Origin of the sequence: Nonomuraea mesophila, assembly GCF_004352805.1 — a bacterium.
Lineage (GTDB): Bacteria > Actinomycetota > Actinomycetes > Streptosporangiales > Streptosporangiaceae > Nonomuraea > Nonomuraea longispora.
Genome location: NZ_SMLD01000081.1, coordinates 13283 through 34699, shown reverse-complemented (window position 1 = coordinate 34699; position 21417 = coordinate 13283). Strand labels below are relative to the sequence as shown.

Genomic DNA, 21417 nt, shown 5'->3' with positions numbered 1-21417 from the left:
GACGCGGTTCCCTCATCTGCGGACCTCCGCGTGGTCGACCGTGCCGCGCTCGGCTTCGTACCGCACCCGGCTGCCGCGCACGACGGGATAGTCGTTGGCCCAGCCGAGGTCCGCGGTGTACATCCAGCGCGCGTCGCCCACCCAGCCGTGGAAGAAGACACGGTCGCCCAGCACATCGGTGCCACCAGGGCCCTGCACCGCGCCGTCGAACGTGCCGGTCGTCATGAGCGGCCGGTACGCCTTGGTGTAGGGGCCGGTCAGCGAAGGGGCGGTGGCGTACCCGGTGAAGTAGGAGTTGCCGGTGTAGGAGCCGCCCGAGTAGAACAGCACGTACTGCGACGGGTGCTTGACCAGCACCGGCGCCTCGATCACGCCGGCCTCCTCCGGGCGGTCGTTGCGGATGAGCTCCCTCCTGGGCCCGGTGAAGGTGACGCCGTCGGCCTGCACCTGCTGCAACCAGATGACGGTCGGCTTGCCCACGGCATTGCCGTCGTTCTTGTACAGCAGATAGCGCGTGCCGTCCGGGTCGACGAAGCTCGACGGGTCGATGTCGCCGCCCTCGGCGGGGTCGCAGACGAGCGGGGAGTCGCCGATGGGCCGGAACGGGCCGAGCGGGGTGGCTGACAGCGCGGCGCCGATGCACATGCGCCCGGTCGCGGTGCTCGGGCCGGTGAAGTACATGAGGTACTGGCCGTCCGCGCGGCGCGTCACGTCGGGCGCCCAGAAACCGCCGTCGCCCGCCCAGCTCGGCTTGCCGGGCAGGGCGTCACCGCGCACGGTCCACGGCCCGGTGGGCGACGGCGCGTCGGCCACCTGGATGCGGCCGGCCCGGCTGCTGGTCGAGTAGGCGTAGAAGGTGGATCCGGCCTGGATGACGTCGGGGTCGGGGAAGTCGGCCTCGATGACCGCCGGCGGCGCGACGGCCGCCACAGCCGCGCGGGCCTCGCCTCCGCCCGCCGCGAACGTCGCCACCAGGGGTAACACCAGAATGAGCCGGCCGGACAACGACATGGGAGCCTCCCATCCGCCGCGCGCCGCCCGCCTCCGGCGAGCGATCACCACGTGTGTTCTGACCGATGATCTCACAAGCGTCAAGCGTCACGGTCCGGTGCGAGCGGCGGCCGCTCGCGGAGCCTCGCCGGCCTCGTCCGGGCCGGGCGTCACGCGCCGGGGGCGATGAGCCGCCACGCTCCGGGCCGTACGGTCCAGGCCCACGAGGGCGCGGCCGGGAGCAGTTCGCCGTCGGCGTTGGCCGGCACGGGCTCGCCCTCGATGACGACCCGGCCCGCCCGCACGGTGACCACGTCACCGCGTTCGGGGTGCTCGCCGCGCCGCAGACGCAGCCCGTACGCCAGCCGCGCCCAGGGGGAGACGGCGAAGGAGACGACCACGTCGGCCAGCCCGTCGTCCGGGCGGGCGTCCGGCGCCAGCGGGGTGCCGCCGCCGATCGTGGCGCCGTTGCCGACGCCCACCATGAGCACCCGGCGGCGGCCGGACGCGACGACGACGCCGTCCGCGCGCACCCGCAGCCGCCAGCCCCTGCTGCGGGCCCCCGCGACGAGTGCGCCCGCGGCGTAGGCGGCCCTGCGCAGCACCGGCTTGAGCGGGGCCGCCTGCTCCGAGGCGAGTGCGCCGACGCCGACGTGCACGGCGTTCATCACAATCCCGCCCTCGTCGTCGACCAGCAGGTCCAGCGGCCGTTCCGTGCCGTGCAGCACCGTCAGCGCGGCCTTCCCCGGGTCCAGCGGGATGCCGAGTGAGCGCGCCAGGTCGTTGCCGGTGCCCATGGGGATCAGCCCCACCGGCCGGTCGGCGAGTTCGCCGCGGGCGAGCAGCGCCTGCAGCACGGTGTGCAGGGTGCCGTCGCCGCCCAACACGACGGGGTCGCGGTCGGCGTACCCGGCCAGGACGCGGCCGACGTCCCCGGGCGTCGCCGTGGCGGGCGCCACGATGTCGGCCTCGCCCTCCAGCGTGCGCAGCACCGCCTGCCGGGTCTCGTCGTCGTCGCCGCCCGCCGCCGGATTGCCGATCGCCACCAGCCTGCGCGCCATCTCCGCCCGCCTTCCCTCGTCCTGGGCTGCCCCGGTTCCCCCGGCCGGGCCGGCGAAACGCCCGGGGGCGCCGCCGGGCCGGCTCGGGAGTCCCGGCCGGGGGAGGGCCTCCGGTGCTCAGCCCGGGGCCGCCGCGCGATGGGAGACCTCCCAGAACCCGGCATAGCGTCCGCCGCGGCGCAGCAGCTCGTCGTGGGTGCCCGCCTCCACGATCCGGCCGCCGTCGAGGAAGACGACCCGGTCGGCGCGCTGGACGGTCCGCATGCGGTGCGCCACCATCACCACCGTCCGGCCCGCCATGAGCCGCTCGATCCCCTCGTGCACGGCCGCCTCGTTCACCGGGTCCAGCGCGGAGGTCACCTCGTCCAGCAGCACGACGGGCGCGTCCTTCAGCAGCGCCCGCGCGATCGAGACCCGCTGGCGCTCGCCGCCCGACAGCAGCGAGCCGCCCTCGCCGACGTTCGTCTCCCATCCGCCGGGCAGCCGCTCGATCACCTCGTCGAGCCGCGCCGCTGCCGCCGCCGCCCGCACCTCCGCCTCGGTCGCGCCGGGACGGCCGAGACGTACGTTATCCTCGATGCTCCCGTCGAAGAGATAGACGTGCTGGAAGACGATGGCGATCCGCTCCATGAGCGCCTTCGTGTCGATCGCGCGCACGTCCACGCCTCCCATGCGCACCGCGCCCGCGTCCACGTCGTAGAAGCGCGCGAGCACCTGCAGCAGGGTGCTCTTGCCCGCCCCCGACGGCCCGACGACGGCGAGCCGCTGCCCCTGCGGCACGGACAACGACATCTCGTCGAACACCGTACGGTCTCCGTGCCGGAAGGTGACGGACGCGAGCTCCAGGTCGTGCCCCGCCGGCTCGATCGGCTCGGCCGGCTCCGGCAGCGGATCCGTCCGCAACACCTCGTCCAGCCGGTCCAGCTCGGACCGGGCGCCGCGCAGTTTGCCGCCGATGTCCGACAGCGACAGCAGCGGGTCGGCGCACCGGGCGGCCAGCACCAGGATCGTCAGCACCTCCGCCGCGCCGATGTTCCCGCCGAGCACGAGGTAGGCGCCGAGGACCAGCAAGACGGTGAAGAGCGCCTGCACCACGACCGTCAGCCCCACCACACCCGGCAGCGCGGCCAGGACGGTACGCCGGGACGCCCGCTGCACCCCGCGCAGCGAGTCGTCGAGCAGCGCGAAACGTTCCATGGTCCGGCCGCCGGCCCGCAGCACCGGCTGGGCCTGGAGGTACTCGATGACGCGCCCGCTCGCCTCGTGGTCGCGCTCGTGGCGCTCGGCGTCCGTGGCGGTCGTCGAGCGGACCGTCCACCACTGGATCGCCGCCACGACGGGTACGCCCGCCAGCGCGGCCAGCCCCATACGCCAGTCGAAGGCGAGCATCACGGCCACGATCGTCAGGGGCGTCACCACCGCGGAGACGAACGGCGCCAGCAGATGCGCCGCCACGCTCATCGCCGCCAGCAGCCCGCGGCCGGCCATGACGGACACCTCGCCGACCCGGCCTGCGTCGTACCAGCCGATGGGCAGCCGGGCCAGGTGCTCGCCGAGCCGGTGGTACATGCCGCGCAACATCGTCGTCCCGACGCGCATGCCGGACAGGTCGCTGGTGTAGCGCAGCACGGCGTAGGCGGCGACCGCGGCCCCGAACGCCACCAGCCACGGCCAGGCGTCCACGGGGGAGCCTCCGAGCAGCGCCCGCAGCACGGGGACGAGCAGCGCGTACGACAGTCCCTCGGCCGTCGCCGTGATCGTCATGAGGGCCATGGTGCGGCGCATCGTCCTGGCGTACTCGTGTCCCAGCACGCGCAGCAGCATGCGGATCATCGGGACTCATCTCCTCGCTCCTGGCCGCCGTTCGTCCCGGCCGCGCCGGCGATCCGCCGGGAGCGCCAGAACGCGGCGAACCTTCCGTTCCGTGCCATCAGTTCGGCGGGGCTGCCGCGTTCGACGATCGATCCGTTGTCCAGCATCACGACGGTGTCGGCGTCGGCGACCGTCTCCAGGCGGTGGGCGATGACGAGGACCGTGCGATCGCCGTCCAGGGTCGCCAGCGCCCGGCGTACGGCCTGCTCGGTCTGCGGGTCGGCGAACGCGGTCGCCTCGTCGAGCACCAGGACGGGTGTGTCGGCCAGCAGCGCGCGGGCGATCGCGACCCGCTGCGCCTCGCCGCCCGACAGGCGCGCGTCGTCCCCGATCACGGTGTCGTACCCCCGCGGCAGCTCCAGGATGCGGTCGTGAATGCCGGCCAGCCGGGCGGCGCGGACCACCTCGTCGTGCCCGGCGTGCGGCACCGCCAGGGCGATGTTGTCGGCGACCGGGGCGCGCAGCAGGCGGACGTCCTGGAAGACGAACGAGACCTTCCGGTAGAGCTCGCCGCTCCCGAGCTCGCGCAGGTCGACACCGCCGAGCAGGACCGAGCCGCCCACCGGGTCGAAGAACCGCGGCAACAGCTGGACCAGCGTGGACTTGCCGCTCCCCGACGGCCCGACGAGCGCGGTGACCGTCCCGGGTTCGAGCACCAGGTCGATCCCGCGCAACACCTCGCGGCCGTCGTCGTAGGCGAACCGCACGTCACGCAGCTCGACCCGGTGCCCCCGCGGCGAGGCGGGTTCGGCCGGCTCCGGCAGAGGCGCCACCTCGAGCACGTCCTTGATCCGGCCGGCCGCCCGCCGGGCGGCCTGAAGGTCGTCGAAGCCGTGGCCGAGGGCCGCGACCGGCGCGGTCAGGCCCAGTCCGAGGAGCATGAAGGGCAGCAGGTCCGCCGGGGCCATGCCGCCGGAGGTGATCAGCGCCGCGCCGCCGATCAGCACGACCAGCAGCACGAACGGCGGCGACAGCGCCAGCTGCATCGCCGCGGCGATCAGGGACATGTTGCGCACCCACCGGACGAAGACGTCGACGAAGTCGTCCGCGGCCCGGATGAACCTGCGGTGGGCGCGCTCGGCCCCGCCGAACGCCTTGACCACCGCGATGCCCTGCACGAACTCGACGGTGGAATCCGCGATCCGTCCCATCGCCGCGTCGAACTCCTCCTGCTCGCGCAGCCGGGCCGGCACCATCATCAGGGGGACCATCGCCACCGCCAGGGCCACCGGGATCAGGGTGATCAGCGTGAGCCGCCAGTCGACGGCGAACAGGTAGACCAGCGACACCAGCGGCACCACGAAGGCCGAGACCAGCTCGCCGGGGGCGTGGGCGATGAAGGGGTGCACGGCGCTGACGTCCTCGCCCACCACCTTGGCCACCTCTCCGGACCCGCGCCGGGAGAACCACCCGATCGGTACGCGCCCCAGCCGCGCCGCCAGGCGCCTGCGGAGCGCCAGCTGCACCTCACCGTCGAGGACGTGCCCGATCCCCGACGACGCGGCCGTGAACAGCAGCCGGACCAGCAGGCCGGCCGCGCCGGCCGTCACGACGGCCCAGACATGGCCAGGGTCAGCGGGGCCCGGCGAGAGCAGGACCCGGCCCACCTCGACGACGGCGAGCAGGGGCGCCAGGCCGGCGACGGCGCCGACCATCTGGAGCAGGACGACGGCGGCGAAAGCCCACCCGTACGGGCGCAGCAGTCCTGTCATGCCCGGTGCCGGCCCTGCTCCGGCATCCGGCGGGGGAGCGGGCCGCTCCCTGGCCGGGGCGAGATCGGTCGCGCTCATGGCTCTCCCGTGGTCGTGGATCTCATCGCGTTTCCTGAGCGGTGGTGGTGGCGGACGGCGTCAGCCGGCGAGGGCGCGGTGGAGCACGGTGCCGAGCTCGGCGATCTGACGTTGTGAGACCTCGGCGGACAGGATGGCCTGGGAGCCGTGGAAGGTGCCCGCCCACTGGTGGAGCTCGACCGAGACGCCGGCCTGGAGCAGGCGGGTGGCGTACACGATGTCCTCGTCGCGGTTGGGGCACAGCTCGGCCGTGGCGATGTAGGCGGGCGGCAGGCCGGTCAGGTCTTCCGCGCGTGCCGGGGCCGCGTACGCGGTGGCGGGGTTGCCGCCGAGGTAGTGGCCCCAGGCCGCGCGCACCTTGTCCCTGTTCATCCAGGGGGTGTCGGTGAAGGTGCGGGCCGACCACGTCTGCTGCCGGTCGTCGAGACCGGGCTGGTTGAGCAGCTGGAAGCAGATCCGCGGGCCGTGCTCGTCGCGGGCGCGCAGGGCCATCCCGGCGGCCAGCCCGCCGCCGGCGCTGTGCCCGCCGACGGCGATGCGGGCGGGGTCGAGGCCGAGCCGCCCGGCGTGCTCGGCCGTCCAGGCGAGGACGGCGTAGGAGTCGTCGAGGGCGGCGGGGAAGGGATGTTCGGGCGCCAGACGGTAGCCGACCGAGATCACCACCGTGCCGGAGACCTCGGCCAGCCGCGCGGCCCAGGGGTGCTCGGTCTCGAGGTCGCCCATGACCCAGCCGCCGCCGTGCAGCCACACGACGGCGCCCTGGCCGGCCTGCCGGGGACGGTAGACGCGGATCGGCACGCCGGGGCCGGCGGGCACGACATGGTCCTCGATCTCCAGGCCCGTCGTGTCCGGAGGCGCCACCGACGCGGCCAGTGTGGCGAAGTTGTCGCGCTCGGCGATCGGGTCGCGCAGGTCGGCTCGGGGGAACAACGGGATGAAAGCTTCGAGTTCGGGATCCATGCCGCTCATCCTCGCGGCGCCGGCCCACCAGGTCATCCGCCATCCGTCGCCCATCACGGCTCGGTCGCGCACCGATCGTCGCGTACTCTTCCCTGCATGGAGGCACTGGCTGTACGGCTGTCGCACCTGGACGCGGAGGCCGGAGGGGCGCTCCGGGTCGTCATGTTCTACGACACGCTGATGCGCCGCCGGGTGGATCTCCCGGCACTCGCCCGGGCCTCGGCCAACCTGGCCGGCTGCGTGGCGGGCATCAGGCTGCACGACCCGGACCGCGTGATCCGCTTCTCGCACGACGGCAGGCAGGCGGCCGGCGCGCCGGCGCCCGCGTCCACCACGGCGCCGATCACCCTCGACGACGAGGAGGTCGGCACGGTCTGGCTGGAACGCTCCGCCCCTCCCTTGCCGCTCGACGAGCTGCTGCTGGACCGGCTCGCCATCGCCGTCGCGGCCGTCGTCGAGAGGTACGGCCCGGCCAGCACCACCATGGCCGACCCGGCCCTCGTCGAGCTGGCGATCAGCCCCGGCAGCGAGGACGCCGCCAGAGCGCGGGCGCTGCGGCTGCTGGGCTTCGCCGCCGACCTGCCCGTACGCGTCGTCGCCGTACGGTCACGGCTCCCGCTCGACCAGGTCGGCGGCCTGATCTGCCCGGCACGCCCGGTCAGGGCGGCGTCGGTCGGCGGCGTGGGCGTCATCCTGGCCACCACCGTCGACCAGAGCCGCCTTTCCGCGGGCGCGCGGGCGGGCATCGGTTCCGCGGCCGGCCCTTGCGTGTCCTGGCAGCAGGCGCGCACCGCCCTGCGCTACACCACCGCGCGCCGGCCGGTCGTGCACTACGAGGACCTGGGCGCGCTGGCGCTGCTGGCCGAGATCCCGCCGGAGGTCGCGCGCGGCAACCCCGACGTGGCGGCGATCGGCCGGCTGGCCGGCGCTCCGGAGGACCTGGACACCTTGGACGCCTACTGTGCCACCGGCTCCCTGCGCCAGGCCGCCGACCTCCTGCACCTGCACCACAGCAGCATCGCCCGCCGGGTCGAACAGATCGGCAAGGCGCTGAGCATCGACCTCACCGAACCGGCCGGGCTGACCCGGGCCAGGATCGCCCTCACCACGTGGCGGCTCCTCGGCGAGTGACGAGCGCCGGCGCCCGGGTCCTGCCTCCTCAGCCGAACTGCCCGGGCTGGTAGTCGCCGGCCGGCTGCTGGGTGATGACGTTCAGGCGGTTGAAGGCGTTGATGGTGGCGATGAGCGTCACCAGGGCGGTGAGCTGCTCCTCGTCGTAGTGCTTGGCGACGTTCGCCCACACCTCGTCGGAGACACCGCCGGCCGCGTCCGCGAGGCGGGTGCCCTCCTCCGCCAGTTCCAGGGCGGCGCGCTCGGCCTCGGTGAACACCGTGGCCTCCCGCCAGGCCGCGACCAGGTTGAGCCGCACCGAGCTCTCCCCGGCGTGCGCGGCGTCCTTGGTGTGCATGTCGACGCAGAAGGCGCAGCCGTTGATCTGGCTGGCGCGCAGTTGCACCAGCTCTATGGTCGTGGCCGGCAGGCTGGACTCCTTGACCACCCTGCTCACCGCGATGAAGTGCTTCAGCGTCTTGGCGGCGAAATCGTTGCCGAACAGGCTCAGGCGAGCGTTCATAGTGTGCTCCTTGTCGTTGTCGCTGGTCGTACCCCCTTGACGGAGCGGCCCGGTGAAGTGTGACAAGTATGGATGTGACATGGGCCACTCTTCCCGCGCGAGATCCGGGCTACTCACCGGTGACCGTGCGGACCTCCCGGGTGGCGTCCTGGACGGCGGCCGTCGTCTCCGCGACGAAGCGCATGAGCTCTTCGAGGCGGTCGGCGGGATAACGGCCGATGACCTCCTCCATGCGCTGCCCGACCGGCTCGAAGGCCGCGTGCAGGGCCGCGTCGAGCTCGTGGCCGCCGACCTTCTCGATGCGCACGCGGCGCCGGTCGGCGGGGTCGGCGACGCGGCGGACCTGGCCGCTGCGTTCGAGCCGGTCGATGAGCCGGGTGGTGGCGCCCGTCGACAACCCCGTGCGGTCGGCGAGCTCACCGGCGCCGAGAGGGCCGTGCAGTTCCACGAGGTTCAAGGCGAACAGGTCGGTCGGATGCATGCCGATGGCGTTGGCCGTGACGTGACCGTGCAGGATCACGGCGGTGAAGAACTCGCGGATCATCCGTTCCTGATGGGCCGCGGGCTCGTCCGGCTCCGGCGGATGTGTTGACACCGCTCCTCCTCAAGGGCACGCTCTTCAATAACTGCATGATGCAGAAGCTTATCGATGCAGATAATTGTAGCGGAAGTGAGCTGGTGGAACGATGCCCACCGCGAGAGACCGGACCGAGGCAACCGCCCGGCGGACGGAGCGCTCCCTCGCTCCCGACCTGGCACGCGGCGCGATGTTACTGCTGATCGTGTTGTCGAACACGAGCTACTACCTGTGGCGGGGGTTCGGAGAGAGCGCCCTGGACGGGTTCGTCAGATCGGCCATGGCCGTCGTGCTGGACCTGCGGATCTATCCGATGTTCGCCTTCCTCATCGGCTACGGCATGGTCCAGATCCACAACCGCAGGCCGGACGAACGCGGCGCGATCTCCCTGCTGAGGCGCCGGGGCGCCTGGATGATCGTGTTCGGCCTGGCCCACGCCGCGCTTCTCATGTCGACCGACGTCCTCGGCACATGGGGGCTGTTCACCCTCGTGCTGGCCGGGCTGTTCCTGCGGCGGAGCGACCGCACCGTGCTCACCTGGTGCGGGATCGGGGTCGCCTACCTCACGCTCGTGCTGGTCGTCCTGACGGTCGTGCGGTTCGCCGTGGGAGACCTCGACGTCACGGCCGGGACCGACAGCGCCGTGGCCCTCTCCGGGTCCGGTGAACCCGGTTATCTCGCCTCCGTGCTCGTCCGCACGATGTCCTGGCCAGGGGTCACCGCCGCCACCCTCCTCCTGGGCACGGCGCCCATCGCGATCCTGCTCGGCATCTGGGCCGCGCGCCACCGCGTGCTGGAGGAACCCGGCCGCCACCTGCGAAAGCTGCGCTGGACCGCAAGCGCGGGCGTCGCGATCGGCTGGACCGGCGGGCTTCCGCCGGCGCTCGGGGACAGCCCGGACGCCGTCATCGTCTGGCTGCAGTCCATGACCGGCCTGCCGTGCGGGGTCGGGTACGCGGCGGCGTTCGGCCTGATCGCCCACGCCGTCTCCCGCCGGCCGAGGCCCGCCTTCCCCGTGGTGGCGCTGGCCGCGGTCGGCAAACGCTCACTGTCGTGCTACCTCACCCATTCAGTGATCTTCGCCCCGGTGCTCGCCGCCTGGGGGCTCGGCCTCGGCGGGCACCTGACCCAGGCCGGCATGGCGCTGTTCGCGTGCGGGGTGTGGCTCGTCACGGTCGCGGGGGCGTACACACTCGAACGGGGCGGCAGGCGCGGGCCCGCGGAGATCGCCCTGCGGCACCTGATCCACCGGCCCGCCGCGAAACGCGCGTCATCGTGAAGCTACCGCACGTACGGAGACTTTTCGTCCCGTGCGGAGAAAACTGCGCGGCCGTCCCACCGCGGTGAACACCTCGATCAGAAGCGGGCAGGGCCGCCGTTGATGTCGAGGGCGTGGCGGGTGGCCTGTACGAAGGCGCGGACGCGGGCGGTGTCGGCGGCGGTTCGCCAGACCACGGCGACGTCGGTGTCCGGCGCGTCCACCAGCGGGATGAAGGCGATGTCGGGTCTGTTGTAGTAGCGCTCGACGGAGGCGGCCACGGGGGAGATGCCCTGGCCTGCGGCGATCAGTGCCAGCAGTTCCTGGAACGTGCTGATGTCCTGTCCGCGAGGAATGGCCCTGCCGCTCGGAGTGGAGCGGGGGACGTGGAAATCCCACCAGTAGCCGGGGGCCGGACCGGTGATGCCGAACACCGTGTCCCGGGCCAGGTCCTCCAGGGAGACGCTGGATCGCCGGGAGAACGGATGGCGCGCCGGCACGGCCAGGACGCGGGGTTCCGTGAGGACGACCGGGCCCACGGTCAGATCGGGCTCGGTCACGGGTAGCCGGGTGAGCAGGAGGTCGACCTCGCCGGCGCGCAGCGGCCCGAGAGGGTCGGAGAAGTGGGTCTCGCGCATCTGAATCTCGCAGCCGGGGTGGCGGGCCCGGAAAGTGTCCATGATCGTGGGGGAGAGCTCGCCGGCACCCACGCCCAGGAACCCGACGCGCAGTGTGCCGTGCACGCCGCGGGCGGTGGCCGTCGCCCGCGCCATCGCCTCGGCCATGCCCTGGTACAGCGGTTGCAGGTCGTCACGCAGCTGGGCGCCCAGCGGGGTGAGTTGCACGCGGCGGCTGGTGCGTTCGAACAAGGGCGCGCCGATCCGGCGCTCCAGCTTCTTGATCGTCTGGCTCACTCGTGGCTGGGACAGGCGCAGCCGCTCGGCAGTGCGGCCGAAGTGCCTCTCGTCGGCCAGGACGAGAAAGATTTCCAGTTCGTACCGTTCAGGCAGCCGGGCGCTATTCATAAGCCTCGATTATCGCTTGTTCCGTTCTCCGCCGTTGTTCGGGGGTGCGCGCGTACCGATCATGAATGGGTCCCGAGGTTGAGATCGAGGAGAGGGAAGACATGTCCGCAGGTATCGACATCGCGGCGGCCGAACAGCGCGGGCCGGCCCCCCAGGAGGGTCGCCTGTCCAGGCGTGAGACATGGACGCTGGTGGTGGTGATGACCGGCACGTTCATGGCGATCATGGATTCGTTCATCGTGAATGTGGCCGTGCCGTCGATCCGTGCCGAGTTGCCGGCCAGTTTCTCGCAGGTGGAGCTGGCCGTGAGTGGTTATGTGCTGGTGTACGGGCTGATGCTGGTGACGGGGGGCCGGCTGGGCGACCTGTACGGCACGCGGCGGTTGTACCTGGTCGGGACCTGGGTCTTCCTGCTCGGCTCCCTGGCGGCCGGGCTGGCTCCCGACCCGGTGTCGTTGATCGCTTTCCGCGCCGTCCAGGCGGTTGGGGCCGGTCTGTTCTATCCGCAGGTGCTGGCGGTGCTGCAGACCGTGTTCACCGGCCGGGCGCGGACGACGGCGTTCGCGGTGTTCGGCGCGACGATCGGGCTGGCCTCGATCGCCGGGCAGGTGCTGGGCGGCCTGCTGATCCACCTCGACGTGTTCGGCCTGGGCTGGCGCAACGTGTTCCTGGTGAACGTGCCGATCGGGCTGGCCGTCCTGGCCGGCGCCGCCCGGCTGCTGCCCTCCGGCCGCGCCTCGGGCAGCCGTTCCGGGCTCGACCTGACCGGCGTCGGCCTGCTCAGCGGGGCGCTGCTCCTCCTGTCGGTTCCGCTGGTGGAAGGTCAGCACGCGGGCTGGCCCGTCTGGACCTGGATCTCGCTGGGCGCCTCGCTCCCCGTGCTGGCCGCCTTCGTGGTCTGGGAGCGGCGGCTGGCCGTACGCGGGGGCAGCCCGCTGCTCGACCCTGCCCTGTTCCGTCTGCGGGCCTTCACGTCAGGAAACGCGATCGCGCTGGCCTTCTTCGCCGGGAACGCGGGCCTGTTCTTCGTCCTCACCCTCCAGTTGCAGAACGGCATGGGCTATTCGCCGCTGGTCGCCGGGCTCACCTTCGTCCCGCTCGCCGTGGCCTTCGCCGCCGCCTCGCTCCTGGGACCGCGCATCCAGGCCGTGCTGGGACACCACCTGCTCACCCTCGGCTACGCCATCAACGCCGCCGGCACCCTCGCGCTGCTCGCCACGGTATGGGCCGCGGGAACCGGCGCGACGGGCTGGATCCTGCTGCCCTCCCTCGCCGTCACCGGCTTCGGCCAAGGCCTGGGCGTCAGCCCACTGATCGGAACCGTGCTGACCGGCGTGCCCGCGAAGGACGCCGGGGCGGCGGGCGGCGTGCTGGAGACCGCCACCCAGGTGGGCATGTCGCTGGGAGTCGCGATTCTGAGCCTGGTCTTCTTCGCCTTCCTCGGCCAGCGGACGTCACCTGCCGCGTTCTCCGACGCGTTCACCATCACGCTGATCGGCAACCTCGCGCTCGCCCTCACCGCCCTGGCTCTGCTGCCGCCGCTGTTCCGCGCCCTCGCCCCGCGCGGCGGGCGAGGGTGAGGCGACCAGGGCGAGCCCGATGAGAGCGCGGATCTCGCCGGCCCGGCAGGTGTGCTCGGCAGACGCGACGGCTTCTCCAGCCTGTACGAGCTCCTGAGACCCGCGAGCGACGGTCACCCTTGACGCACGTCCGGTTCGAGCCGGTCGAGGAGCCGTTCCACCATGGCCATGATCGTGTCGTCGCCCATCTCACCGAGGAGGCGCTGGGTGCGCAGGCCCTCGATGAGGCAGAGCAGTTCCCGGGCGCGGGCGTCGGCGTCGGCCACGCCGGCCCCGCCGAACTGCTCGGCCACCAGGGCGTGCAGCAGCGCGTACTGCCGGCGGAAGATCTGCGCGAGCTTCGGGTCGGCCGCGGCGCGCAGCGTGAACGCCGCGGCGATCCTCGCCTCGGCGGCACGTTCCTCGTCCAGCGGAAGCAGCTCGATCGCGATCGCGCGCAGCACGCGACGGGGCGCAGAGGGCCGCGGCGCGCCGGCGGCGCGGGCCGAGAGCCTCTCCACCAGGCGGCGACCGTGGTGCTCCAGCGTGAACAGCAGCATGTCGTCCTTCGTGGTGAAGTGATGCTGGAGGGCTCCGGTGCTCACTCCGGCCTCCGCCGCGACCTCCCGCATGCCGAGCGCGTCCGGCCCGCCGCGGCTCAGCACCCGTCCGACCGCCTCCGCGATGGCGGCGCGGCGCTGTGACGGGTCGAGTCTGGTTCTCATGCCACCTACATTACACTTGTAATGTAGTGTGCGATCGACGAAGTGGGGGATCGGGGTGCGGTTGAGCGGCTTCGTGGACGACGAGGCGCGGGAACGGTTCTTCTCGCTGTACGACCAGGCCATGGCGGCCTGGCCGCGGCACACCCGTCACGAGGTGGCGACCTCGTTCGGGCCCACCGCCGTGCACCGCGCGCACGGCGGCACGGGACCGCCCCTGGTGCTCCTGCACGGTGGCAACGCGACCTCCGCCTCCTGGGCGCCGATCATGCCGATGTTGACGGCGTACGGCACGGTCCTCGCCGTCGACACCCTCGGCGACGCCGGCGCCAGCGTCCAGAAGCGCCCCGTGACCGACGCGCGAGAGCGCGCGCAGTGGCTCGACGAGGTGCTGGCCGAGCTGGACTGCGACCGCGCCCACCTGATAGGGCTCTCGTACGGCGGCTGGATGGCGCTCAACCAGGCGGTGCACCGGCCGCGACGGGTCGCCTCGGTGACGGCGCTCGAACCGGCCAGGGCGCTCGTCCCCGTCCGCGCGGCGTTCGTGCTCCGGGCGCTGGTGGTGCTGCTGACCGGCTCCAGGGCGGCCGCCGGCCGCTACCTGGCCTGGTGCCGGGCAGGCCGGGTGCCGCCGCCGCCGATGCGCGACCTGCTGGTGTCGGCGCTGCTGGACCACCGGCAGCGAGCCGTCACCGCGCCGCAGGCCCTGACCGACGACCAGCTGCGCGCGATCACCGTGCCCACGCTGGTGGTCCTCGGCGGACGCAGTCCGGTCCACGACGTACGCCGCGCGGCGGAACGTGCCCGGAGGCTGCTGCCCGGCCACCGTACGGAGATCGTGCCGGACGCCGGGCACGGCCTGCCGGCCGACGCGCCCGAGGCGGTGGGGCGGCTGATCCGGTCGTTCCTCGCCGAGCTGTCCCCGGCCGCCGACCGGCACGGGACGCCGCCCCCGCCGCGGTGATCCCCCGTTCGCGGCCGACCCGGGCCCGCGCTCTGCGTACGTGGGGCACTATGGGGTCATGAAACAGGCCGTCCCCCGCACCCGCCTCGACCTCGACCGGATCCGCGCGGTTCGCCACGTGATCGACCCGCGGTTCCTGGACAGCCCGCTGTACGAGTGCGACGCGCTGGGACGCCGGCTCGGCTGCACGGTGAGCGTCAAGCTGGAGACGGCCAACCCGGTGCGCAGCTTCAAGGGGCGAGGCGCCGAACTGGTCGTGAGCGGGCTGACCGGCCAGGGCCGCACGGCCGCGGTGTGCGCCAGCGCCGGCAACCTCGGCCAGGCACTCGCCTGGTCGGGGCGCCGCCATGGCCTCGATGTGACGGTGGTGGCGTCGCGCTCCGCGCCCGCCGCCAAGCTCGCCGGGATGCGTGCGCTGGGCGCCGAGCTGGAGCTGGTGGAGGGCGACTTCGAAACGGCCCGCGAGCGGGCGGTGAGCATCGCGCGACAGCGTGACGTGCGCCTGGTCGAGGACAGCCTGGACATCGAGACCTGCGAGGGCGCGGCCACCATCGGCCTGGAACTGGCGAGCGGGACGCCCCCGTTCGACGCCGTCCTGATCGCCTTGGGCGGCGGCGCGATGGCCACCGGCGTGGGCCACGTCCTGAAGAGCCTGCTGCCCGCGGTCGAGGTGATCTGCGTACAGCCCCTCGGGGCGCCCGCGATGACCCGCTCCTTCCACGAGCGCCGGGTCGTCACCACCGGCGCCACCGACACCATCGCCGACGGGGTCGCCGGCCGCTACCCGATCCCCGCGGTCCTGGACGACCTCCTCCAGGTGGCCGACGACGCCGTCCTGGTGCGGGAGTCGTCGATCGTCGCGGGCATGCGCATGCTCCTGGAGGACGCCGGGCTCGTCGCCGAACCCTCGGCCGCCCTCGGTGTCGCCGCCGTGCTGGAGGACCGTGACCGCTTCGCCGGACGCCACGTGGCCACCATCGTCTGCGGCGGCAACGTCGACCTGGACGCCTATCACCGCTGGGTCGGCACCCGCTGAGGCCTCGCGCGGACCGGCGCCGGCGACCGGGGTGGGCGTCAACCATAGGTTGACGATGGACAATCGTCAACCTATGGTTGACGGCATGGACAGTACGGTACGTCTCGACGACCTGATCTCCTCGATCAAGAAGCGCCACCCCGACGCCGACCCCCTGGGCGAGTTGTCGGACGCGGTGGCCCTGGGCGAGCACATCGGCGAGGTGGCCGACCACCTGATCGGCCACTTCGTCGACCAGGCCAGGCGCTCCGGCGCCTCCTGGACCGACATCGGGCGCGGCATGGGCGTCACCAAACAGGCCGCGCAGAAGCGGTTCGTGCCCAAGGACGGCGGCCAGGACCTGCCGGCCGACATGCGCGCCTACGCCCGCTTCACCGATCGGGCCCGCAGCGTCGTCGTCAAGGCTCAGGAGGAGGCGCGGGAAGGGGGCCACGACCACATCGAGCCCGGCCACCTGGTGCTCGGGCTGCTGCGCGAGCCGGAGGCGCTGGCGGCCGCGACCATGGTGGCGCTCGGCGCGTCACCCGGCTCCGTCAAGGACGCCGTGACGGCCGCGCTCGGGCCGGGCGAGGGAAGTCCCCGGCAGATGGTCACCCCGTTCTCCGCGCAGGGCAGGAAGGCTCTGGACCTGACGTTGCGCGAGGGGCTGCGGCTGGGCCACGACTATGTGGGCACCGAGCACATCCTGCTCGGCATCCTGTCGCTGGAGGACGGGCCGGTGGTGCGGGCGCTGGCGGACCTGGGCGTGACCAAGGAACCGGCCGAGCGTGAGATCCTCCGGGCGATCGACGAGATCCGGCAGTCGAAGGATTGACCTTCCGCCGTGCCCGAGGGGCCGGTGCCGGTCAGTCGGGCCCGGTGGTGAAGTCCCACCGGGTGTGGCTGAACCCCTCCGTCTTGCCGAACCCCAGGGCCTGTGCCGGCACGACCTCGTACACCAGCGGTTCGTGCCCGTGCATGCGGAAGACACCGTCGTCGCCGACCTCGGCGGCCCAGGCGCTGCCGTACTTGGCGGTGTGGGCGCCGGCCACCCGGCGCAGCACCTCCCGGTCGCGCACCTGGACGGCGTCGCCGTGCAGGACGATGTCCAGGCCCTCGTTCCACCGGTTGCACCCGGTGGTCACCGCGCAGTGCGGGCCGGCCGCGAGGTTCTTCGCCTTCTGCTCCTCCGGCCCGGTGGAGAAGTAGAAGGCGTCGTCCAGCCAGACCCCGACGACCGGCGTGACGTGCGGCCGCCCGTCGGGCCGGACGGTGGACACCCAGTACAGCTCCGCGGTCCCGAGGCCGGCGACGGCGTCCTGCCACGGGGTGGGCCGGGCGTTGTCGCTGCTGTAGCGCGGGTCGATGGTGGTTTCGGGCGTACGGACCATGATGCTTCCCAACCCTCGACGATCGGCGGACCACGACGGTCAACTGCTACCCGGCACGCGGGCCACGGAACGGAGCAGGGGCCCGTCAGCCGGCGGCGCTCGACGATCCGACGGTGTGACCCTCATTCCGGATGTGGAACACCGTGCCGTGGAGCCCGAGGGGCGTCAGCCGCACAGCGTCGTCCTCGACCACGACGACGCCGTACTCGACGAGGGGCTCCAGCGTCGGGGTGAGCGGGTCGCCCTGGTGGGTCGCGACGGTGTCCCAGGAGAGTTGCCCGGTGTGTTCCGCGGCGGCCCGGCGCAGTTCGCATAGGGGCATGCCGCCCGGCGCCCGGAGCAGCGTGACCAGCAACGCGGGGACGAGGCCGTGGAAGGCGTCGTTGAAGTTGGGCAGGGCGTCCTCGTCGTCGGGGTCCTGGTCGAGAAGCTCGTCGAGAAGCTCCGTCTGGAGCCGGTCGGTGACGTTCCCGGCGAGGGCGCCGTACATGCCCGCGGCCCACGTCTCGACCGCCTCGGCGTCGGGGACGTCCGGCCAGGCGACACCCCGGGGCGTCGCGAAGAAGCCCTCTTCGACCTCCAGGAAGCCGGCACTGGCGGCGAGCGACGACACCGTGCCCTCCTCCTCGGACAGGTCCGCGCGCGGGAGGTCGTCCGGGCCGTACCCGAGGTCCTGGGCGCTTCTGGCGTATTCGGCCGCCCGCCGTAATGCGGCACTCTGCCTCGCGTCCGCGCCCAGCACACGCCCGCCGGCGAGGCGCACCGGTGGGAGTGCGGCGAGCACGTCGGCGTGAAGGTCGAAGAACCCCGGTGCCGGCGGCTCGAAATCGTCAAGATCCATCCGCTCAACGTACTGAGCCTTACCCGCGCGCGCCACGGTTTCCGATGACGCGCGGCAACACGAAACCGTCGGTGCCGCTCGATAGGAAGGAGACCCGCACACCCCTGGAGAAGAGGAGCAGGCCGTCATGGACGAGACACCCCGGCCGCGGGTCGTGGTCTCCGTGTCGACGTCGGTCGACGGGCGGGTGACGCTCCGCCGCGACCGGCTGCTGATGGACGACAGCGCCGCCGCGATCTGGCGGTCCATGCAGCCGGAGGGGGCGCAGGCGGCCGAGGACGCGCGTTCGTCGCTGCTGGCCGGCCTGCATCGGCCGCAGGCGGTCCTGGAAGGGAGCGGATCGCTGGTCACCGACTCCGCCGGGCCGCTGACCGGCTTGCCCGAGGAGTTCGACGAGCCGGTGGAGGAACTCCGCACGGACTTCCTGCCCGAGGAGGTCGTCGAGCGGCCGGGGCACGAGAAGTGGTTCACGGTCGTCGACGGCCGGGGCCGGGTGCGGTGGTCGATGAAGCGCAACGGCGAGTTCGACCTGCTGGTGCTGGTGGCCCGCGCCACGCCCGCGCCCTATCTGGCCTGTCTGCGCCGGGAGAGGATCCCCTACCTGGTCGCCGGCGGCGAACGTGTCGACCTGGCCGCCGCCCTGCGGCGCATGCGGGACAAGCTCGGGGTCACCTGTGTCGTCTCGACGGCGGGGGGCGGGCTCAACGGCGCGCTGCTGCGGGCCGGCCTCGTCGACGAGATCCAGCTGGTCGTCATCCCCGCGGCCATCGGCGGGCTGGGCACGCCGTCGCTCTTCGACGGCCCCGAACTCGCCGACGGGGAGGTCCCCACCCGGCTGCGGCTGCTCTTCGCCCACGTGGGCGGCGACGGGATGCTCTGGCTGCGCTACGAGGTGATCCGCGAGGCCGCCCCCGCGTGAGGCCCTGACCCGGGCCGGCCGTCGGCCCGCGCGCGGTGTTCCCCAGGACTCCCGGGTGACGGCCGCAGGATGAGCGCCTCCCGCCCGGACGCGCTCATCCCTGGCTCGGCGTCAGCGCACACGCACCTGCGAGACGGCCGTCCCGCCGCCGGTGGCCTCCCACCCGGCCACGACCTTCGGCCCGGCGCCGAGGGCCCGGTCCAGCGTGACCGTCACCGTCGACGTCCCCTTGCGGGGCACGGTGACGACCCGGCCGCCCGCCGTGCCCTGGCCGTCGCGGACGAACAGGTGCGCCTTGCCCGCCGCGCCGGCCCGCAACCGCACCTTCACCGCACCCTCACCGCGCTCGGCGGAGACGGCCTCGCCGCCGCGCGACGGCCTGGCCGCGGGGCCGCCGGCCGGCGGCACGTGCACGCGCACCGCCTGCTCCAGCGACTGCGGCGAGTCGAGGCTGGACAGGGCCGTGTCGGGGATCACCGGATCGGCGGGCGTGGTCGGCCGGTCCGCCGGCGGCTCGTACCCGGGCAGCGTCGCCACGCCCCACCGGTACGGGTCGCCTTGCACCCCGCCCCATGTCGACCAGCCGATCCGGGTCTGGCCGGTCTTGTCCTGGGTGTCGGAGTCGTACACCAGGATGTTCAGCCCGAGGCGCTCGGGGTCGACGGCGGCGGGCAGCACCTCCATCGGGATGGACATCTCCACCATGTACGCGCCCTCCGACACCGCCGAGGCCACCCGCATGCCTGGGGCGGTCTCCTCACCGGAGCCCTGGCGGTTGTCGGCGTCCCGCAGGAAACACGGCGGGCCCTCGGCGGTCACCGGCAGCACCGCGGCCTTGAACGTCGTGGAGGTGTTCTCCGAGGTGCCCCGCGGGTCCAGGGTGACCTCCACCGCGTCGGTGCGCCAGTGGCGCTTGCAGTCGGAGGCGGGCAGCCGCGTGCCGAGCACGTCGTCCTTCACGTGCACCAGCAGGTACAGCGTGTCGTCGTGCCAGGCCGCCTTGGCCGTGCCCGAGCAGTCGGCCGCCGAGGAGCAGGCGTCGCCCTCCCACAGGCGGGAGACGTCGAGGGCGGCGCCCGCGTACTCGCCGTCGCCCTCGGCGCCGTCGACGTCCGGCGCCGAACCGGCCCGCGGGACGGTGGCCGCGGGCACGAGCTCCAGTGCCGGCCTGGTCGTGCTGGAGCCGTCCTCGCTCGTGGTGGTGATGGTGTAGGCGTAGTCGCCGCCCTCGTTCGAGGTCTTCAGCGACGGGTCGGAGTTGGTGACGGTGAACGGCACGGTCGCCGACTCGCCCGCCGCCAGGTCGTCGAACGTGGCCTCGGCGCGGTCGGCGGTGAAGCCACCGGGCAGGCCGAGGCGAACGGTGCCCGACCGGGTGTCCTCGCTCACGTTCGTGACCACGACGCCGACCTGCCGGGACCCGCCCGAAGGGAGCGTGAGCACCGGGGTGACCAGGCCGCGCAGCTGCGGCACGCCCACCTCGTCCACCCAGGTGCGGAACTGGGCGACCTGGGGGAGTGGCTGCTGCTCACCGCGTACGGCCGGGCTGAGCTCGACCTGGCGGTCGGTGTGGCCGCGGCCCCGCTCGGTGCTCAGCGTGGCCGCGAGGCGCACGCGCCCGCCCGCGCCCCCCGCGTTCCCAGAGGGAGGCGTCACCGTGAACGTCGCCTCGCCGGTGCGGCCCGCGCCGAGCCTGCCGAGGTCGCCGGACCCGCTGACCCGCCAGCCGTCCGGCACGCGCAGCGCCACGGACGAGCGCCCCAGCGCCGTGCGCGGGGGTGCGGTCGCGGTGACCTCGACCCTGAACGCCGTCCCCGGCCGCACGTCGAACGTCTCCGAGCGCAGGGAGAACAGCGTGCCGAGCGGCACGGCGCCCTTCGCCCTGGTCAACGAGCCGTCGAGGACGGCCGTGGGCGCCGCCGCGGCGTCGGTGCCCGGCTCGGGGAACGGCACCCGGGCGTCCACCTGGGTGAAGAAGTCGCACCCGAGCTGGGCGGGGTCGCTCGGCACGTCGGGGAAAGCGGCCCAGCCCTGGGAGGCGTACGTGCGCTGAGCCTCGCGCTCGAGGGCGGCCCACGTGGCGCCCCGCGCGGCGGAGGCGCGCCCGCTCCACACGCCGTAGACGTTCTGCGCCGGGTTGTCAGGGCGGAACGTGGCGGCGCAGTCGGGGCCGCTGGCGGAGGTGCCGCGCCCGCCGCCGGTCAGCAGCCGGGCGGGCGCGAAGGGCCGCAGCCCCTCCCGGCTGATCTGGTGGGGGAACGCCTTCGGGTCGGCCGCCGCGTAGAACGCCTCGACGGCCAGCCGCGCGGCCAGCTGATGGTTGCCGTGGTTGCCGGGCGTGGGGGCCGGATCCATGGTCAGCAGGATCTCCGGCCTGGTCGTACGGACGACCCTGACGACCTTCTCCAGCGTGTCGCCGCCCCACACCTGGTCGGTCAGCGGGGCGCTCACCGTGTAGTAGAAGTCGACGTCGTCGAGGTTGAACACCTCGCGCACCCCCGCCTTGCCCACGGCCGTGCGCTCCTCCGCCTCGCGCAGCAGGCCGAGCGCCGGGCCCTCCTCGGGCCCGACCGCGTTGCCGCCGCCCTCGCCCCTGGTCACGGTGACCACGCCGGTGCGCACGTCGTGGTCCTCGTTCCACTGCCCGAGCGTCGACAGGCTGAAGGCCTCGTCGTCGGGGTGCGCGCCGACGAACAGCGCGTCGAGGTCCACGGGGGAGCCGGGTCCACCACCGGCAGGGACGGCCGCGCCCGCCGGTGCGGCAGGCAGGAGAGCGAGCAGGACGGCGGCCGTCACGGCCAGCCGGCCCACGGCTGTTGCACGCATGGAACCTCCGGATG

At 73.2% G+C, this 21417-nt stretch carries 19 protein-coding genes; 7 read left to right on the top strand and 12 right to left on the bottom strand.

All coding sequences use genetic code 11. The features are described from left to right. Positions 1-12 precede the first annotated feature (12 nt). The 5 genes from E1295_RS27150 to E1295_RS27130 form a co-directional block, all read right to left on the bottom strand. Positions 13-1011, bottom strand: a complete 999-nt coding sequence (locus E1295_RS27150) for a glycoside hydrolase family 43 protein (protein ID WP_132634008.1) — start codon at positions 1009-1011, stop codon at positions 13-15. 149 nt (positions 1012-1160) lie between these two features. Continuing rightward, positions 1161-2051, bottom strand: coding sequence for a diacylglycerol/lipid kinase family protein (locus E1295_RS27145; protein ID WP_132634006.1), 891 nt, complete (start codon positions 2049-2051; stop codon positions 1161-1163). 117 nt (positions 2052-2168) lie between these two features. Then, on the bottom strand, positions 2169-3884 hold the full coding sequence (locus E1295_RS27140) for an ABC transporter ATP-binding protein (RefSeq protein ID WP_132634004.1): 1716 nt from the start codon (positions 3882-3884) through the stop codon (positions 2169-2171). Further along, the gene (locus E1295_RS27135; RefSeq protein WP_132634002.1) at positions 3881-5713 is read right to left on the bottom strand and encodes an ABC transporter ATP-binding protein; all 1833 of its coding nucleotides are present in this window, start codon (positions 5711-5713) and stop codon (positions 3881-3883) included. Before E1295_RS27135 ends, E1295_RS27140 begins: the two co-directional genes overlap by 4 nt. 60 nt (positions 5714-5773) lie before the next feature. Further along, the gene (locus E1295_RS27130; protein ID WP_246080396.1) at positions 5774-6745 is read right to left on the bottom strand and encodes an alpha/beta hydrolase; all 972 of its coding nucleotides are present in this window, start codon (positions 6743-6745) and stop codon (positions 5774-5776) included. 24 nt (positions 6746-6769) lie between these two features. On the opposite strand from E1295_RS27130, the gene E1295_RS27125 reads away from it, so the two are divergent. Further along, a complete protein-coding gene (locus E1295_RS27125) occupies positions 6770-7804 on the top strand; it encodes a helix-turn-helix domain-containing protein (protein WP_132634000.1) in 1035 nt (344 codons plus the stop codon). A 28-nt stretch (positions 7805-7832) separates the two neighbouring features. Here the strand turns inward: E1295_RS27125 and E1295_RS27120 are convergent, their stop codons facing one another. Together E1295_RS27120 and E1295_RS27115 are read right to left on the bottom strand one after the other, a co-directional pair. Next, positions 7833-8306 (bottom strand): carboxymuconolactone decarboxylase family protein, encoded by a 474-nt coding sequence (locus E1295_RS27120; RefSeq protein WP_132633998.1) that lies wholly within the window; start codon positions 8304-8306, stop codon positions 7833-7835. Positions 8307-8415: 109 nt separating this feature from the next. Further along, positions 8416-8901: a MarR family winged helix-turn-helix transcriptional regulator gene (locus tag E1295_RS27115; protein WP_246080393.1), complete on the bottom strand. Its 486-nt coding sequence runs from the start codon at positions 8899-8901 to the stop codon at positions 8416-8418. A 91-nt stretch (positions 8902-8992) separates the two neighbouring features. On the opposite strand from E1295_RS27115, the gene E1295_RS27110 reads away from it, so the two are divergent. Next, positions 8993-10162 (top strand): DUF418 domain-containing protein, encoded by a 1170-nt coding sequence (locus E1295_RS27110; protein WP_132633996.1) that lies wholly within the window; start codon positions 8993-8995, stop codon positions 10160-10162. A 77-nt stretch (positions 10163-10239) separates the two neighbouring features. Here E1295_RS27110 and E1295_RS27105 read toward each other — a convergent pair whose 3' ends face one another. Then, positions 10240-11166, bottom strand: a complete 927-nt coding sequence (locus tag E1295_RS27105; protein ID WP_181958048.1) for a LysR family transcriptional regulator — start codon at positions 11164-11166, stop codon at positions 10240-10242. A gap of 101 nt (positions 11167-11267) precedes the next feature. On the opposite strand from E1295_RS27105, the gene E1295_RS27100 reads away from it, so the two are divergent. After that, positions 11268-12746: an MFS transporter gene (locus tag E1295_RS27100; protein WP_132633994.1), complete on the top strand. Its 1479-nt coding sequence runs from the start codon at positions 11268-11270 to the stop codon at positions 12744-12746. A 113-nt stretch (positions 12747-12859) separates the two neighbouring features. Here the strand turns inward: E1295_RS27100 and E1295_RS27095 are convergent, their stop codons facing one another. Further along, a complete protein-coding gene (locus E1295_RS27095) occupies positions 12860-13450 on the bottom strand; it encodes a TetR/AcrR family transcriptional regulator (RefSeq protein ID WP_166427433.1) in 591 nt (196 codons plus the stop codon). A 28-nt stretch (positions 13451-13478) separates the two neighbouring features. Here E1295_RS27095 and E1295_RS27090 point away from each other — a divergent pair, with 28 nt between their 5' ends. From E1295_RS27090 to E1295_RS27080, 3 genes are all read left to right on the top strand, one after another. Continuing rightward, positions 13479-14411, top strand: a complete 933-nt coding sequence (locus tag E1295_RS27090) for an alpha/beta fold hydrolase (protein WP_220448907.1) — start codon at positions 13479-13481, stop codon at positions 14409-14411. Positions 14412-14469: 58 nt separating this feature from the next. After that, on the top strand, positions 14470-15447 hold the full coding sequence (locus E1295_RS27085) for a threonine ammonia-lyase (protein ID WP_132633988.1): 978 nt from the start codon (positions 14470-14472) through the stop codon (positions 15445-15447). Positions 15448-15532: 85 nt separating this feature from the next. Continuing rightward, entirely contained in the window at positions 15533-16261 is a 729-nt protein-coding gene (locus tag E1295_RS27080; RefSeq protein WP_132633986.1) for a Clp protease N-terminal domain-containing protein, read from the top strand. A 31-nt stretch (positions 16262-16292) separates the two neighbouring features. On the opposite strand, the gene E1295_RS27075 is transcribed toward E1295_RS27080, so the two are convergent. After that, positions 16293-16829, bottom strand: coding sequence for a pyridoxamine 5'-phosphate oxidase family protein (locus E1295_RS27075; protein WP_246080391.1), 537 nt, complete (start codon positions 16827-16829; stop codon positions 16293-16295). A gap of 73 nt (positions 16830-16902) precedes the next feature. Continuing rightward, positions 16903-17658: a hypothetical protein gene (locus tag E1295_RS27070; RefSeq protein WP_132633984.1), complete on the bottom strand. Its 756-nt coding sequence runs from the start codon at positions 17656-17658 to the stop codon at positions 16903-16905. Between the two features lie 127 nt (positions 17659-17785). Here E1295_RS27070 and E1295_RS27065 point away from each other — a divergent pair, with 127 nt between their 5' ends. Next, positions 17786-18577 (top strand): RibD family protein, encoded by a 792-nt coding sequence (locus E1295_RS27065; protein WP_132633982.1) that lies wholly within the window; start codon positions 17786-17788, stop codon positions 18575-18577. 111 nt (positions 18578-18688) lie between these two features. Here E1295_RS27065 and E1295_RS27060 read toward each other — a convergent pair whose 3' ends face one another. Continuing rightward, complete coding sequence (locus tag E1295_RS27060) at positions 18689-21403, bottom strand: sugar-binding protein (protein WP_132633980.1); 2715 nt, start codon at positions 21401-21403, stop codon at positions 18689-18691. Between the last annotated feature and the right edge of the window lie 14 nt (positions 21404-21417).

Coding starts and splice junctions, on each gene's coding strand:
- E1295_RS27085 (WP_132633988.1), top strand. CDS start 14,470: ATGAAACAGGCCGTCCCCCGCACCCGCCTCGACCTCGACCGGATCCGC.
- E1295_RS27105 (WP_181958048.1), bottom strand. CDS start 11,166: ATGAATAGCGCCCGGCTGCCTGAACGGTACGAACTGGAAATCTTTCTC.
- E1295_RS27110 (WP_132633996.1), top strand. CDS start 8,993: ATGCCCACCGCGAGAGACCGGACCGAGGCAACCGCCCGGCGGACGGAG.
- E1295_RS27140 (WP_132634004.1), bottom strand. CDS start 3,884: ATGATCCGCATGCTGCTGCGCGTGCTGGGACACGAGTACGCCAGGACG.
- E1295_RS27100 (WP_132633994.1), top strand. CDS start 11,268: ATGTCCGCAGGTATCGACATCGCGGCGGCCGAACAGCGCGGGCCGGCC.
- E1295_RS27150 (WP_132634008.1), bottom strand. CDS start 1,011: ATGTCGTTGTCCGGCCGGCTCATTCTGGTGTTACCCCTGGTGGCGACG.
- E1295_RS27080 (WP_132633986.1), top strand. CDS start 15,533: ATGGACAGTACGGTACGTCTCGACGACCTGATCTCCTCGATCAAGAAG.
- E1295_RS27125 (WP_132634000.1), top strand. CDS start 6,770: ATGGAGGCACTGGCTGTACGGCTGTCGCACCTGGACGCGGAGGCCGGA.
- E1295_RS27070 (WP_132633984.1), bottom strand. CDS start 17,658: ATGGATCTTGACGATTTCGAGCCGCCGGCACCGGGGTTCTTCGACCTT.
- E1295_RS27095 (WP_166427433.1), bottom strand. CDS start 13,450: ATGAGAACCAGACTCGACCCGTCACAGCGCCGCGCCGCCATCGCGGAG.
- E1295_RS27065 (WP_132633982.1), top strand. CDS start 17,786: ATGGACGAGACACCCCGGCCGCGGGTCGTGGTCTCCGTGTCGACGTCG.
- E1295_RS27120 (WP_132633998.1), bottom strand. CDS start 8,306: ATGAACGCTCGCCTGAGCCTGTTCGGCAACGATTTCGCCGCCAAGACG.
- E1295_RS27145 (WP_132634006.1), bottom strand. CDS start 2,051: ATGGCGCGCAGGCTGGTGGCGATCGGCAATCCGGCGGCGGGCGGCGAC.
- E1295_RS27060 (WP_132633980.1), bottom strand. CDS start 21,403: ATGCGTGCAACAGCCGTGGGCCGGCTGGCCGTGACGGCCGCCGTCCTG.
- E1295_RS27135 (WP_132634002.1), bottom strand. CDS start 5,713: ATGAGCGCGACCGATCTCGCCCCGGCCAGGGAGCGGCCCGCTCCCCCG.